The following is a 13,375-nucleotide window of genomic DNA, read 5'->3' on the forward strand; positions in this document are numbered from 1 at the left end:
GTCTCCGCTAATCTCCGCGGTAACCCGCGGGCGGCCGGCAGCGATCAGGCTAGCCGCGGACCGGCCACAACGTCAAGCTGTAGTCGCGACCGGCCGGCTCCTGGCTGGCCCCGTCCGTGGCCTTGGTAAGAGGCTTGTTCCCCATGCTACCGCGGCGTGTCCGATTTCAGTTGCGCACCCAAACGCCCGCCGCTTAACTGAGACGCAGGACGCATATTTCCAGGCAAATTCATTATGGCGGTTGCGAAACCGGTCCTTACCTTTGTTGTCGGCGTGACCGGTCATCGCTCGGCCCGCCTGAAGCACGAGCACGAAACGCGGATCGAGGATCAGCTCTCGGACGTCTTTCGCAACATCGAGGACGAGTGCGGCAAGCAGCTGGAACGGCAGCACGACCTCTATGCGCCGACCAAGCCGCAGATGGTGCTGCTGTCGGGCCTCGCCGACGGCACGGACGCCTTGGCGGTGCGGCAATGTCCCCAAACCTGGTCGATCGCTGGTTTACTGCCCTCGCCTCAGGACGAGTACGAGCGAGCGCTGAAGACGACGGCTCCCGCAGGTCACGGCGACGAGGCGCTCGACCAATTCACCGGGGCGCTGCGGCGCTGCAGCCAGGTGACGGTCCTGCCACGACCGCGGCTGGCCGACGACAAGGGGCTGGTTCGCACGCGCGACCTCCTGCTCCGGCAGATTGATGTGCTGGTGGCGGTGTGGGATGGGAGCACGCGTGACGGACTTCCAGGCGGCACCGGCGATACCGTGGAGCACGCGACCGAAGCGGGTATTCCGGTCATCTGGATCGCGGCCGTTCGGCCGCAACGGCCCTGGGTCATCAACCGGACCAGCGATGTCATGCGCGACACGCCAATGGCGGACGCAACCTCGGGGCCGATCTCTGATCTCGTGCACCAGGCTCTCGCAATCAGCAGGAGCTCCATTCACCTCCCTGAAGTCTGGCATATCAAGCATCACGGCTCGGACGCGACAGTCAGGCTGAATGATTTCCTGATCGAATCGGTTCCTCCTCCGGACGAAAGGACCAAGCGATCGTGGGACAGTTTCCTGTCGGAGCTACCCGACGAGAACGGTTTCAGGTCACGGCTCGCCGATGTGCTGCTGCCGCGCTGCCACGCCGCGGACGCGCTCGCGCGCCGATATGGCCGTAGCTATCGCGCGGCCTATGTGTCCGCCTATCTGCTTTCGTCGGTAGCCGTTGGCGTCGCGCTCGCCAGCCTTGTCATGCACGACGGCGGCGGACATTCAGGGGTCCCAGCCAGCGAGTTCTGGCTCGTCGTCACCGAACTTCTGATCGTTGCTGCCATCGTCGCGGTCGTCTGGCGCGGACGATTACGACGCTGGCACGATCGCTGGCTCGACTATCGGGCGCTGGCCGAGATCCTCAGGCACCTGCGATTTCTCAGCCTCTTCGGTCAGTACGAGAAGAGTTCCTATGTCGAGGCCGCGGCGCGACCAGGGGCCGACTGGCTGCTGTGGTATTTCCGCGCGACGATGCGCGAGCTCGGCATGCCCTCGGGCCATCTCGGCCCGGAATATCAACGTAAGATATTGAGCGCGACCCTCTCAGCCGAGTTGGCCCCTCAGATCCGATACCACGCCTCGAACCTGAAGCTGCGCAGGGCACAGGACCTGGGCCTGCACTGGGCGGGCAACTTTTGCTTCCTGGCCGCGCTTGTCATTCTGCTGCTGTTCCTGACCGCGCTCGTCGGCGAACGTCTCATGATCCAATTCTCCGGCGAAGGCCATTTTCACGCGCTGACGGCATTCCTCGGCCAGATCGCGCGCGGGGTCCCCGTGGCAACCGCCTTGCTTCCCGCACTCGGGGCGGCGGTTGCCGGCATCCGCTTTACTGGCGAGTTCGAGGGCGCCGCCGAGAGGTCGGCCAAGACTGGCGCACAACTCGATCTGCTTCACGATAGCTACGATATTGCGCTCGAACGGCTCGACTTTGACCTGAGCGCTGGCGTCCTGTTCGAGAGTGCCCGCATCATGGCCGCCGATATCAACGGATGGACGTCGCTTTACAGCCGAAAGCCGCTGACGCTGCCGGGGTAGTCTCCGCGCAACTTAGTGGAAGTCGATGCTCGGGCTCGGAGCCGCAAACGAAAGCCCGCGCAAACAAAAAGCCCGGCCAAGCGGCCGGGCTTTTGATCTGTTGCAATCGACGCGAGAGCTGCTTACGCGGCCTCGTCGGCGACGGTGGTGTCGTCGCCATCGGTATCGTCGGCCTCGCCCTCGGCATCAGCTTCACCCTCGGCGGCTTCCGCCTTGGCGTTGCGGCGCGGGCTCTTGGCGAGCTGGGCCTCGATTTCCTTGACCGCTTCGGTCTCGGTCGAGTGCTGCACCACCGCGATCTCGCGGGACAGGCGATCGAGTGCCGCTTCATAGAGCTGGCGTTCGCTGTAGGACTGCTCCGGCTGCGACTCCGAGCGATAGAGGTCGCGCACGACTTCCGCGATCGCAACGATGTCGCCCGAGTTGATCTTCGCTTCGTATTCCTGGGCGCGGCGCGACCACATGGTACGCTTGACGCGGGCGCGGCCCTTGAGGGTCTCGAGCGCCTTCTTGACCAGCGCGGGCTCGGACAGCTTGCGCATGCCGACATTGGCGACCTTGGCGGTCGGCACGCGGAGCGTCATCTTGTCCTTGATGAAGTTGATGACGAACAGCTCGAGCTTCGCGCCTGCGATCTCCTGCTCCTCGATGGCCAGGATCTGGCCGACGCCGTGAGCGGGATAGACCACGAATTCGTTGGCCTTGAAGCCCTGACGCTGGGTCACGACCTTCTTTTCCTCGACCTTCGGCGCGGGTGCAGCGGCCTTTACGACCGGCTTCGCAGCAGCAACGGGGGCCTTGGCAGGGGTGGCGGCAACGGGAGCCTTCGGAGCAACGGGCTTGGCAGCGGGAGCCTTTGCAAGAACAGGCTTGGCAGCAGCAGGCTTGGCAACGGTCGCTTTCGCGGCCGGTTTCGCAGTCTTGTTAGGCATTGCGCTTCTTTTGTTCTTCGAGGACTTTGCAGCCGGCGCCTTCGTCGCGGTCCGACCCTTGGATGCGCTACGGCTGGCCGCGGCGACTTTTTTGGCCTCCTTATGGGAAGCCCTCGCTGAAGTACTCTTTTTACGCGTTTTCTGTGACACAGCCTGCGCGCGGAAACTGCCACGCCCCTGTTCGACATTTGGTTTCACGGGAACCCAACGGGGCCAACTGGGCTGACGGGGGGTTCAGCTTAATGTGCCCAATATAGCACATTTCCCGCAAAAATCAATGATTTAGGGGTCTTCAGGGCTGGTTTTCGACGCTAACGAAGGTATTAGGGTTAAGTTTGCGCCGGAATTTAGTCTCCGGAGCCGGGGTTCGGAGAAAAATATTTCTCGAACTTGCCTTCCTGCCCGTCGAATTCCTTCGCGTCTTCGGGTGATTCTTTCTTCTGGGTGATGTTCGGCCAGCTCTTGGCGTAGTCGGCATTGACCTGGAGCCATTTTTCCAGGCCCGGTTCCGTGTCCGGCTTGATGGCGTCGGCGGGGCATTCCGGCTCGCACACGCCGCAGTCGATGCACTCGTCAGGATGGATGACGAGCATGTTGTCGCCCTCGTAGAAACAGTCGACCGGACAGACCTCGACGCAGTCGGTGTACTTGCACTTGATGCAGTTTTCAGTGACGACGTAAGTCATCCAACGCTCCGAAAAGCTCTTTTAAAAGTCGCGGCTTGCGTAGCGCGGATGGCCCGGCGCCGCAAGGTCGGGAAACCCCGATCATGACGGCTTTATGTGATTGATCGACCAAGAAATGAATTCAAAGCGCAATTAATTGCGCCGAGAATCTGAATTGCCTTCACTCAGCTCCTCGTAGAGCACGCGCGCCGAGGCAGCGTCGCCGCGGCGTTCGTTGAAGCCTGTCACTTTCAACACGCGCACGGTGCGATCGAGCGCAACGGTGACGACGTCGCCGATCTTGATCGCATGGCCCGGTGACTTCTGGCGCTCACCATTGACGCGAACGTGGCCGGACTCGACGAGCTCGGCCGCGGAGGTGCGCGCCTTCACGACGCGCGCGTGCCACAGCCATTTGTCGATGCGCTGCCGCTCGGTCGTGGGATTACTCCTTCCGACCGGACAGCTGCTCCTTCAGCGCGGCAAGTTTTGCGAAGGGCGAATTCGGATCGGCGGGACGATCGCGCTCGCGCGGGGTCGCGCTCGAGGCGTAGGGACGTAGCGACGGACCGCCCTGGCGGTCGCGGCCCTTGTCGCGGTCGCGACCACGATTGTCGCGACCCTTGTCGCGATCGCCGCCGAACTTGCCCTTGTTGCGATCCTTGTTATCGCGATCCTTGCCCTGGAAGCTGCGGTTCCTGTCGTCGCGACCCCCATCGCGTCCTTCCTGGCGCGGCGCGCCTTCGGCGCCACCTTCGCGCGGCTTGCGGAAGTCCTTGGCCCCATCGCGGCGATGACCGCCGTGACGATGACGCTCGCCGCGCTTCTCGCCGTCGGCAGCCTGAGCGGCCTCACCTTCAGCGGGCGCGGCACCTGCTTCCGCACCGGCCTGGGGACGCGGCTGGTTGTTGTGGTGACGCTGGTGGCGATGACGCTCGTGACGCGGCTTGCGGTCCTCGTGACGGCCGCCGGGGCGCCAGACTTCGACCAGCTCCGGCTCGGCAGGCGTTGCGGCGGCTTCCGCGGGCGCAGCCGCATCGGGCGATGCAGCAGCTTCCGTTGCAGCGGCTTCCGTTGCAGCGGCTTCGGCGGGCGCGGCTTCAGCGGCAGCCTCCGCAGGCGCAGCGGCTTCTTCAGCCGGCGGCGCGATGCCGGGGGCATCTTCCGGCGTGACGGGGGCATCAGGAGATGCTTCGAGCACCGGCTCGTCGTGCGCGGGCTCGTCGTGCTGCTCCATGCCGGGCGCGTCTTCGACGGTGACAGGCTCAGCGGCAGCTTCGATCGCGGTGTCCGCGGGCACTGCGGCGTCCTCTGTCGCGGGCGTCTCGGCAGAAGCTTCAGCAGCCGGCGTCTCCGCGACAGCCGCGGCCGGCTTCACCGGCAGCGGCGCACGCTTCTCCATGCGATAGCCGAGCGCACGCAGCACCGAAGCGAAATCTTCGCCGGCGGAGCCGGTGAGCGAGGTCATCGCCTGCGTCACGATAAAGCTGCGGCCGTCGAACGCGCCGGCGGGCTTTTCGCCCGGCGAGTTCTCGCGCCAGGCCAGCGCCGGGCGGATCAGATCGGCAAGACGTTCCAGGATGTCGACGCGCACCGCACGCTCGCCGGCCTGCTTGTAGCCGAGCACGCGATAGGCATCGCGCGGCAGAGCCTTGTCGACCGGGAACGAGGTGCGGCCCGAAGAGGCCAGATGCTGCGCGCCCGACAGCGAGGACAGATCGACATTGTCCTGCTTCAGCGCCCACAGCAGTGCTGCGAGCGCGCGGCCGGCGGGCTTGAGCAGGCCGGGGAAATAGATGTGATAGGCGCCGAAGCGCACGCCGTACTTCCGCAGCACGGCACGCGAGGGCTGGTCGAGATCCTTCAGCTCGTTGGCGATCTTCGGCCGCTCGAGCACGCCGAGCGCCTCGACCAGCTGATAGGCGATGCCGCGGGCAATGCCGGTGACGTCCTCGGCCTTCGACAGCTCGAACAGCGGCCCGAGCAGCTTCTCGATATGCGTCTTGAGCCAGAGGTCGAGCCGGGCCTGCACCTTCTCACGGGGGCTACCGGTCAGGCGCTCGTCGGAGATGATGCGGATGCGCGGATGCAGCGCCTCCTCTGCGGCAGACAGTCGCGCCACGGCATCGCCGGTCCAGCGGATGGTGCCTTCCGAGGTCAGCACGAACTGATCGTCCGGCGCGTTGCCCAGCCTTTCGGCGCGCGTGTTGATCTCGCCGGCGAGCACCGCTTGCGCAGCAGCCTGCAAGGCTTTCGCATCGGAGCCGGCTTCCGCCGCATCCGGTGCAAAGGTGAAGCCATCGAGGCGGCCGATGACATGGCCTTCGACGATGACTTCGCCGGTCTTGCCGATTTCCGTATTCAAGCTCGTGTTCTCCCGCAGGCGGCGCATCAATACACTGGTCCGGCGATCAACGAAACGCTCAGTCAAGCGTTCATGGAGCGCATCCGATAATTTATTTTCGACCTCGCGAGCGATCCCCTGCCAGCGTTCGGGGTCTTTCAGCCAGTCCGGGCGGTTGGCGACGAAGGTCCAGGTGCGAATCTGCGCGATCCGGGCCGACAGCGTGTCGATATCGCCGTCGACGCGGTCGGCCTGGTCGATCTGGGCGGCAAACCAGGAGTCGGGAATGCATCCCTTCTGCATCAGGAAGCCGTACAGCGTGGTCACCAGCTCGGCATGGGCCGCCGGCGACAGTTTTCGGTAGTCCGGAACCTGGCAGGCCTCCCACAGCCGCTCCACGGCGGCCTTGCCATGTGCGGTATCGCGCACATCGGCGTCGCGGGCGGCGTGGTCGAGCACGCGCATGTCTTCTGCAATGGGCGCCCGCGTCAGCGCCTCATGGCCGGGCGACTGGTTCAGCGACACCTGGAGCGCGCCGAGCGAGGAGAAATCCAGCTTCGAATTGCGCCATTGCAGCATCTTCACGTTTTCGAAGGTGTGGTTCTGGAGTGCGTTGACCAGCTCAGGCTCGAACGGCGCGCAGCGCCCTGTCGTCCCAAACGTGCCGTTGCGCGTGGCGCGCCCCGCGCGGCCGGCAATCTGCGCGAATTCGGACGGCGTCAGCCGGCGAAACTGGTAGCCGTCGAACTTGCGATCGGAGGCGAACGCGACGTGGTCGACGTCGAGATTGAGGCCCATGCCGACGGCGTCGGTGGCGACGAGATAATCGACGTCGCCGTTCTGGAACATCTCCACCTGCGCATTGCGCGTGCGCGGCGACAGCGAGCCCAGCACCACGGCGGCGCCGCCATGCTGGCGCTTGATCAGCTCGGCGATGGCGTAGACCTCGTCGGCGGAGAAGGCGACAATCGCAGTACGGCGCGGCTGGCGCGTGATCTTGCGATCGCCGGCAAATTCCAGCTGCGACAGCCGCGGCCGCGTGATCATGGACACGCCCGGCAGCAGCCGCTCGATGATCGGGCGCATGGTCGCAGCACCCAGCAGCAGCGTCTCGTCGCGGCCGCGGCGGTTGAGGATGCGGTCGGTGAAGACGTGGCCGCGTTCGAGATCGGAGGCGATCTGGACCTCGTCGACGGCGAGGAAGGAGACATCGAGATCCCTGGGCATCGCCTCGACGGTGGAGACCCAATAGCGCGGGTTCTTCGGCTTGATCTTCTCCTCGCCGGTCACGAGCGCGACCGCCTCGCTGCCGACCCTGGCGGCGATCTTGTTGTAGACCTCGCGCGCGAGCAGCCGCAGCGGCAGGCCGATCAGGCCCGAGGGATGCGCGAGCATCCGTTCGATGGCGAGATGGGTCTTGCCGGTGTTGGTCGGCCCGAGCACCGCAGTGACGCCGGCGCCGGGGACCCGACCGGAAGGGGCGCGCTCGGAGCCGAAGGGGGAGGAGGAAAAGGGCATCTGGGGGATTAGGTAGTGCCGATTTGGGCGAATGTCAGTGCTGTTTGGGGCGGGGCGGCGACTCCGAGGTGTCGACCATGTCTCCGAACGCTGTGCTGTGGCCACACTCGCTGCTGTCATCGCCCGGCTTGACCGGGCGATCCAGTACGCCGAGACGGCGATGGCTGAACCGAGAGGCCGCGACGTACTGGATGCCCCGGTCAAGCCGGGGCATGACAGCGGAGTGTGTGGGAGCCTCCCTCAAATTCCCGCGCAACTGTCTCACTTTGCGACGCTTTTCCCGTTGTCCTTAAGCTTCGGAACGACTCTAGAACGAATCGCGGCCGAATCGCTGACTCCCCCGGGAGTCCTGTTACGTTCACGCAACATGTCGCGGCGCCCTGTGTTTCATCGCACTAGATGGAGTTTTGGGCTGCCGTACAAGCGACGATTTGAGGGCGAGTTCCTTAAAATTGGGGACGGCGCGGAGTCGAATCAGAATCGGGGAGGAGTCAAATGGATTCCCGGACCTTGGCCGCCAAACTCATTTTCGCGAAAACAACCCCATGCACAGTAGACATGTCATTGAATTCATTGAGCTTTATTTTCGACCTGGAGCCGGCCGCCGGTGGCCGCAGCCTTACTGCGTCTTCGCGACCTTGGGCGGCTGGGCTGACGTCAGGAAGCTGGTGGCTTCCAGCATCGCCGGCCCGAGCGGCGTCGGCACTTTCAGCCAGAACGGGACCAGGATGCGCGTGCCGGCGACAGGCGCGAACGCGACCTCGATGTTGCGCTGGGCGGCGAGGTATTTGATCACGGGGCGGTCGGGGATGTAGCCGGCCACAGGCACGAAAAACAGCGAGCAGACCACGACAGGGCCGTGATAGCCCTTCTCGGCCTTCACAGTCTCCATGCGCTTGAAATCGAGCTTGAGCTCGTAGCGCATGCGGCCGTCGAACACGGGGGCTGCGTTGTGGCAGGCGTCCGGCGTGACGGGATCGCCGCTGCCGGGCACGCGCAGCAGCGAAGCCGTCATCGGATCCCAGACGCCGCGGCGATGCGCGTCGGTGACGACGATGCGGTCAGGATCGACCGGCGGCTCCGGCACGATGCCGAACTCCTTCACATTGCCCTTGTCGAGCGTGATGTGGATCTCTTCGGTCTTCTTCGACGTCGTGGTGGAGGCCTGGTAGCCGGTCGCAACCAGCGCGCCGTTGACCACGCGTCCCTGCGAGGCGCCGGTGCCGGACCCGCCCGCGAACGATTTCAAAAGCCCCGTGGTGCCGCCGGAAGCGGCCGCCGCGAACACGTCGTCCTGGATGTCGATGTTCCAGGCGCCCTTGCCGACCGGAATGCCCGCCAGCGTCGCCTCATACTGCGCCTCGAGCTTGCCCTGCGCCGCCGCAGGTTTTTCTCCCCACGCCAAAGCGAGCCCGCAAAGGGCCGCCAAGGCGACCCTGCAAGCAGAGCCCAGCCGGCCGGCAGAGCCCAGCCGGGGCCAATAAGGGGTGGTTTTGAGCACGAAACGATCCAATCGGGGCGCGAACGGTTGTTACTTAAGCCAAAAACCGCGGCAAACAATGCGTCCGGGCGTATCAGGCCGGGAACTCCACCGGACTTTTCGGCGGCGAATACGCCCTTTATGTGATGGTAAGGCGTTTTAAACATTGCCGTTTTGGTGATCGGGGCTCTTTCTTCCCCTTCTCCCCGCGCGCGGGGAGAAGGTCGGGATGAGGGGGGTTCTCCGCGGGGGAGGTGAGAGCAAGGTGCACTCGACCCGCTCCTCCCCCGCGGAGACTCCCCCTCACCCGGAATGCGCGCTAATCGCGCGCATTCCGGCCTCTCCCCGCACGCGGGGAGAGGCGAAAAGACCACCCAAAACCTTGACGTCCCGCCGCTTCCCCCCTATACGTCCGCCCGCTCCCTGCAAGGACAGAGAATTTGCTCCCCGTGGCGCCCCGGATGGCGGCCGCAGATCGTTGGGGGCTCGAACGAAGGATTTGTGACATGTCTCGCCGCTGCGAACTGACGGCCAAGGGCCCCCTCGTCGGCCACAAGGTCAGCCACTCCAACATCAAGACCAAGCGCCGCTTCCTGCCGAACCTGGTCAACGTGACCTTCATCAGCGAAGCCCTGGAGCGCAACGTGCGCCTGCGCGTCTCCACCAACGCGGTGAAGAGCGTCGACCACAATGGCGGCCTCGACGCCTTCCTGCTCAAGGCCAAGGCCGACGTCCTGTCGCCGCGCGCCCTCGAACTGAAGCGCGCCATCCAGAAGAAGGTCGGCGTCACCGCGCCGGTCAAGAAGGCCAGCTAATCCAATTTTGCAATCGGGCGGGGGCTAAGTTGCGTCGCGTGGCGTAGGCTTAGCCAAGTAGAGTTTTGCGTTGCGGCCGGATCGGAAGATCCGGCCGTTTTTGTTTTGGCCGGGTTCAGCAGATCGTGCTGCGTTGGTGGTATACTATTGGAACGTTCCGCGCGACTCGGAGCATGCCCATGCAGGGTGCACTAGTCTTTCTGATTATCTCGATCTTCCCTGCTGTAATATTTGGCCAAGCACCCGAATTTATGCAGCAGTATGCGCAGAGACTCGGAGGAGCTGTTGATGAGTTACAGCTAATAGTCCAGCACTTCGAAGATGATGCTCGCCGCTCTGGCTTTGAGCGATCAGACGCACTTCAACTCATGGCAAAAAATCCCGAACAGCTTGTCCGCGATCAAAGCGTCCGAATGCAAGAAACAATCAACCGCCTTCAGACGCTGCGTGAGCAGCAGGTGATCATGCGACAAGGGTCTTCGTTCGGCCGCTTTACCTATTTCGCTCTCAATTACGACCGGCCGTTGGCAGAACGAACTTGGGAAAATTATCAGGGCGGATTGCAGCTTTCATCTGACGGTCTCATTTTCGCAGTTGTAGGATTCGCTTTGTCATTCGTGTCTTTGTGCGCCGCCGGGCTCGGCATTCGCCGTTCTGTAAGAGCTTCGACTTAAGTGAACTGAAACTCCTTCCAACGGTGCCAATGGTGGAATACGACGGCCGCGAAATAGCGAACTTCATCCTCGACTACTGCAGTAGCCGAGGTCGGCCGGTTACTAATCTCTCACTTCAGAAAATTGTGTACTTCTGCCACGTATGGTCCCTGATTGAACTGGGTCGACCGCTAATCCGTCATAAGTTCGAAGCTTGGGAACTTGGCCCTGTGCTGCCTTACCTTTACCGAGAATTCAAATCGTTTGATCGGTCCCCCATAACCGGGAGAGCTAATAAACTTAGTCAAACCGATGGTAAAATTTCTGTCGCCGAATATCGAATCGACTCACAAACTGAAGCATTGCTGCAAAGAATCACGGAGTTTTACAGCCGCTTGCGTTCAAGCGAGCTAGTTAAACTCACTCATGTTGATGGAGGACCTTGGCACAAGGTATGGAATCACGGAGAAATAGTGAACCCCGGCATGAGAATCGCCGATTCGGAAATATTGAGGTTCTATTCCAAAGCTACTCGGCCATTCTCAATCCAATGATGGTGTAGACCAATGGCGGAATTGCATATTCCCACGGTTCAACATCTGGCTCGCAATTGGCGAGCTGATCCGACGATGATCGCAAAGATCCTCGTTCGGCTTGCTGAGAATCCGCCGCTCTTCAACTACAATCCGCTATACGGCGCGGTGCGCGACCTTCTGATCTTGAACGTTCCGTACGATCAAGTTGTTGAAGGTATCAAGAAGATCAAACGGGCAAACGTTCGCGAAAATTTGCTGAGCGTGCTTCCGCTGATCCGAGATCATTTCGCCGGCATTACGCCGGATTTTTTTCAATCGATTGAACGGCGGTACTATCCTATTGCCCGTGGATTAATGGTCCCATTTGAACCGCCAATGATTTATGGCGTGGGAGGGCAGCTCTATTTTCCGTGGTTCAGCTTTTGGCGACAGAACCCGCTAGCCAGGGAGCGACTCGCCTTATTCATCGCGATTGTTCGCGATGTGATGATGCAAGACCCGGATCTAGAAAATGCGCGTTTCGAGATACTTGACTTTAGCTGCCTTGGGCCCAAACAGCCGCGGATTCTTCGGGTAGTTGATGCGAAGGAAATTCCGCCGATCGACGAAGCTCGTAAGACTCAAATGCTAGAGGCATTTGCTGAGGGCTACTTCCTGGCCGTTGAGACTCTCAACGGCCAATCCAAGACATCAACAGCCGGACAAGAAGAGAACGTTTCGAAGCCAGATGAAAATCAACTTCGGCTTTTCGATTAATGCCTTCAAGTACAAGTATGCTGCGTTGCCTGAGTTGAAATAAAACTACGGATCGGTACTCGGATCTCTAAGGAACACACTGAAATCGGTCGTTTCCGGAACACGCCTGGCAATAAAGAAGCCGTAGATTGGCACTCCTGGAAAGCGGTTTTCTATAAGGCGTCGTGCGGCGACGAAGTGCGCCCCGGTAGTAATGACGTCGTCAAACAACGCAATCGTCTTGGGAATTGACTGACACAGGCTGCCATCGATCTGGTAACATTGCGCTATCTCATCGGGCCCCGGACGAACGTCAGCGTCATGCGCGGCTTCCATAGTATGCCGCTGTGTCAGAAGTTCGCGAATGTCCAATGGTTGTGCTGCGGGGATCGCCTGCAGCATTCTTAGCATACGGTCGTCGTAGAGTGGGTCATCCTTCTGTTTCGAGGGAGGTATTGGTACTAGCGTGGTGCTAGTCAGCCAGTGCGCCGCAATTGCATTTGCAAACGCTTGCCCCACTTCGCGTATCGCGCGCTCTTTATGTTGCCACTCAGCCCGGCCGCGACGATCTACCGACTTCTTGAAATTGAGAATGACCTGGTTCGTCGCGCTAAAGCTAAATCCCTTCCTGGCAGTGTACTCGCCGAGAAATAGACATTGGTCCCCCGCACCAAGGTAATGGTGGTGTGGCCGAGTCAAATCGTCAATCTGGGTAAGCCGGCTAGGAAAGGTGCTTTGAGATGTCGTCATAAGTGCGCACTCGGATGGCCCCCTCTTCCGCAAATCGATGCGGCCAAGTGATGTCCGGATTATTGAAACAACTATCCAGAATGAAGAGCTTCCGCTTCTGCTTCAAAGCATGGCGCGCTTGTACAAGCGTTCCGGAAGTCTCTCCCGCCTCTACAATGATCGTGGCCTCGGTCAACGCGGACATCGTTATGTTCCGTTCAGGGAAGAAAATCCTGTTCTGCTTGGGCCCCTGATTTTGCCAACGCTTAATTGGCACCTGCGATATTATTAAAAAGTCTCTGGCGATGTTTTCCTGTAGTTCGCGATTTTCAGCTGGATACGCATGGCTGATGGGGGTCCCTAACACAGCAATCGTTCGACCGCCCGCGGCCATCGCAGTCTCGTGCGCGACGCGATCAACTCCCTTCGCGAGGCCAGAAACGATCGTGAAATCGTCATTCACAAGATTTCGGACTAGCGCACGGGTTCGCTTGAGACCATCCTCGCTCGGAGCGCGCGTCCCCACGACAGCCACGCAACGGGAATTAACTAAGTCCCACCAACCTCGATAGTAGAGTACAGCGACAGGATACTCTGCATCACGTAAGCCAGATGGATACTCGCCCGCACCTAAGACTCGAATGCCAACATGCTGGACCTTCGCTTTCGCGAGAACATCTCGAACCGCTTCGCCGTATAGGTCCACCCGTTGCGGCTCGACAAGGTCTGACGGAACGGTGTTCGGACGCTTATTCAGCTTTTCCGATATAGTTTTGAACGTTGCTCCCGCTTCATCCCATAGCGCTTCATAAGCTCCCATCTCTTCTTGAGGCGAGATGCCAAGCTTGCGCTCCGTTGGTGAACCGAGATCAAGTTCCATAGGGTTATTCCTGTT

12 protein-coding genes are annotated in these 13,375 nt (G+C 61.4%); 5 read left to right on the forward strand and 7 right to left on the reverse strand.

Annotated features, from left to right (window positions below; translation table 11 throughout):
- Positions 1–234: 234 nt before the first annotated feature.
- Positions 235–2,073, forward strand: coding sequence for a DUF4231 domain-containing protein (locus AC1RR3_RS37165; protein WP_492830067.1), 1,839 nt, complete (start codon positions 235–237; stop codon positions 2,071–2,073).
- 122 nt (positions 2,074–2,195) lie between these two features.
- Here AC1RR3_RS37165 and AC1RR3_RS37170 read toward each other — a convergent pair whose 3' ends face one another.
- The 5 genes from AC1RR3_RS37170 to AC1RR3_RS37190 all read right to left on the reverse strand — a co-directional run bounded on the left by AC1RR3_RS37170 (position 2,196) and on the right by AC1RR3_RS37190 (position 8,961).
- Positions 2,196–3,005, reverse strand: a complete 810-nt coding sequence (locus AC1RR3_RS37170) for a CarD family transcriptional regulator (RefSeq protein ID WP_492830069.1) — start codon at positions 3,003–3,005, stop codon at positions 2,196–2,198.
- 347 nt (positions 3,006–3,352) lie between these two features.
- The gene (fdxA, locus tag AC1RR3_RS37175) at positions 3,353–3,691 is read right to left on the reverse strand and encodes a ferredoxin FdxA (protein ID WP_008140202.1); all 339 of its coding nucleotides are present in this window, start codon (positions 3,689–3,691) and stop codon (positions 3,353–3,355) included.
- A gap of 132 nt (positions 3,692–3,823) precedes the next feature.
- Positions 3,824–4,093 (reverse strand): RNA-binding S4 domain-containing protein, encoded by a 270-nt coding sequence (locus AC1RR3_RS37180; protein ID WP_492830147.1) that lies wholly within the window; start codon positions 4,091–4,093, stop codon positions 3,824–3,826.
- A gap of 22 nt (positions 4,094–4,115) precedes the next feature.
- Positions 4,116–7,532, reverse strand: coding sequence for a helicase-related protein (locus AC1RR3_RS37185; protein WP_492830072.1), 3,417 nt, complete (start codon positions 7,530–7,532; stop codon positions 4,116–4,118).
- Between the two features lie 619 nt (positions 7,533–8,151).
- Entirely contained in the window at positions 8,152–8,961 is an 810-nt protein-coding gene (locus AC1RR3_RS37190) for a DUF3108 domain-containing protein (protein WP_492830074.1), read from the reverse strand.
- 557 nt (positions 8,962–9,518) lie between these two features.
- Between AC1RR3_RS37190 and rpmB the strand changes: the two genes are divergently transcribed.
- From rpmB to AC1RR3_RS37210, 4 genes are all read left to right on the forward strand, one after another.
- A complete protein-coding gene (rpmB, locus tag AC1RR3_RS37195) occupies positions 9,519–9,827 on the forward strand; it encodes a 50S ribosomal protein L28 (RefSeq protein WP_492830076.1) in 309 nt (102 codons plus the stop codon).
- A 179-nt stretch (positions 9,828–10,006) separates the two neighbouring features.
- Positions 10,007–10,501, forward strand: coding sequence for a DUF2937 family protein (locus AC1RR3_RS37200; RefSeq protein WP_492830078.1), 495 nt, complete (start codon positions 10,007–10,009; stop codon positions 10,499–10,501).
- Between the two features lie 29 nt (positions 10,502–10,530).
- The gene (locus tag AC1RR3_RS37205; protein ID WP_492830080.1) at positions 10,531–11,034 is read left to right on the forward strand and encodes a Panacea domain-containing protein; all 504 of its coding nucleotides are present in this window, start codon (positions 10,531–10,533) and stop codon (positions 11,032–11,034) included.
- A 12-nt stretch (positions 11,035–11,046) separates the two neighbouring features.
- Positions 11,047–11,772 carry a hypothetical protein gene (locus AC1RR3_RS37210; protein ID WP_492830082.1) on the forward strand — a complete coding sequence of 242 codons (726 nt, stop codon included), beginning with the start codon at positions 11,047–11,049 and terminating at the stop codon, positions 11,770–11,772.
- Between the two features lie 45 nt (positions 11,773–11,817).
- On the opposite strand, the gene AC1RR3_RS37215 is transcribed toward AC1RR3_RS37210, so the two are convergent.
- Positions 11,818–12,501 (reverse strand): hypothetical protein, encoded by a 684-nt coding sequence (locus tag AC1RR3_RS37215; protein ID WP_492830084.1) that lies wholly within the window; start codon positions 12,499–12,501, stop codon positions 11,818–11,820.
- Positions 12,473–13,360, reverse strand: coding sequence for a DNA-processing protein DprA (locus AC1RR3_RS37220; RefSeq protein ID WP_492830086.1), 888 nt, complete (start codon positions 13,358–13,360; stop codon positions 12,473–12,475). Before AC1RR3_RS37220 ends, AC1RR3_RS37215 begins: the two co-directional genes overlap by 29 nt.
- Positions 13,361–13,375: the final 15 nt, after the last annotated feature.

The sequence above is a fragment of the Bradyrhizobium sp. GW821-FHT13H05 genome (genome assembly GCF_058804065.1).

What these genes read in the sequence shown, in the direction of transcription:
- AC1RR3_RS37210 (WP_492830082.1), top strand. Translation starts at nt 11,047, where the DNA reads ATGGCGGAATTGCATATTCCCACGGTTCAACATCTGGCTCGCAATTGG.
- AC1RR3_RS37220 (WP_492830086.1), bottom strand. Translation starts at nt 13,360, where the DNA reads ATGGAACTTGATCTCGGTTCACCAACGGAGCGCAAGCTTGGCATCTCG.
- AC1RR3_RS37200 (WP_492830078.1), top strand. Translation starts at nt 10,007, where the DNA reads ATGCAGGGTGCACTAGTCTTTCTGATTATCTCGATCTTCCCTGCTGTA.
- AC1RR3_RS37165 (WP_492830067.1), top strand. Translation starts at nt 235, where the DNA reads ATGGCGGTTGCGAAACCGGTCCTTACCTTTGTTGTCGGCGTGACCGGT.
- AC1RR3_RS37185 (WP_492830072.1), bottom strand. Translation starts at nt 7,532, where the DNA reads ATGCCCTTTTCCTCCTCCCCCTTCGGCTCCGAGCGCGCCCCTTCCGGT.
- AC1RR3_RS37205 (WP_492830080.1), top strand. Translation starts at nt 10,531, where the DNA reads ATGGTGGAATACGACGGCCGCGAAATAGCGAACTTCATCCTCGACTAC.
- AC1RR3_RS37170 (WP_492830069.1), bottom strand. Translation starts at nt 3,005, where the DNA reads ATGCCTAACAAGACTGCGAAACCGGCCGCGAAAGCGACCGTTGCCAAG.
- fdxA (WP_008140202.1), bottom strand. Translation starts at nt 3,691, where the DNA reads ATGACTTACGTCGTCACTGAAAACTGCATCAAGTGCAAGTACACCGAC.
- rpmB (WP_492830076.1), top strand. Translation starts at nt 9,519, where the DNA reads ATGTCTCGCCGCTGCGAACTGACGGCCAAGGGCCCCCTCGTCGGCCAC.
- AC1RR3_RS37215 (WP_492830084.1), bottom strand. Translation starts at nt 12,501, where the DNA reads ATGACGACATCTCAAAGCACCTTTCCTAGCCGGCTTACCCAGATTGAC.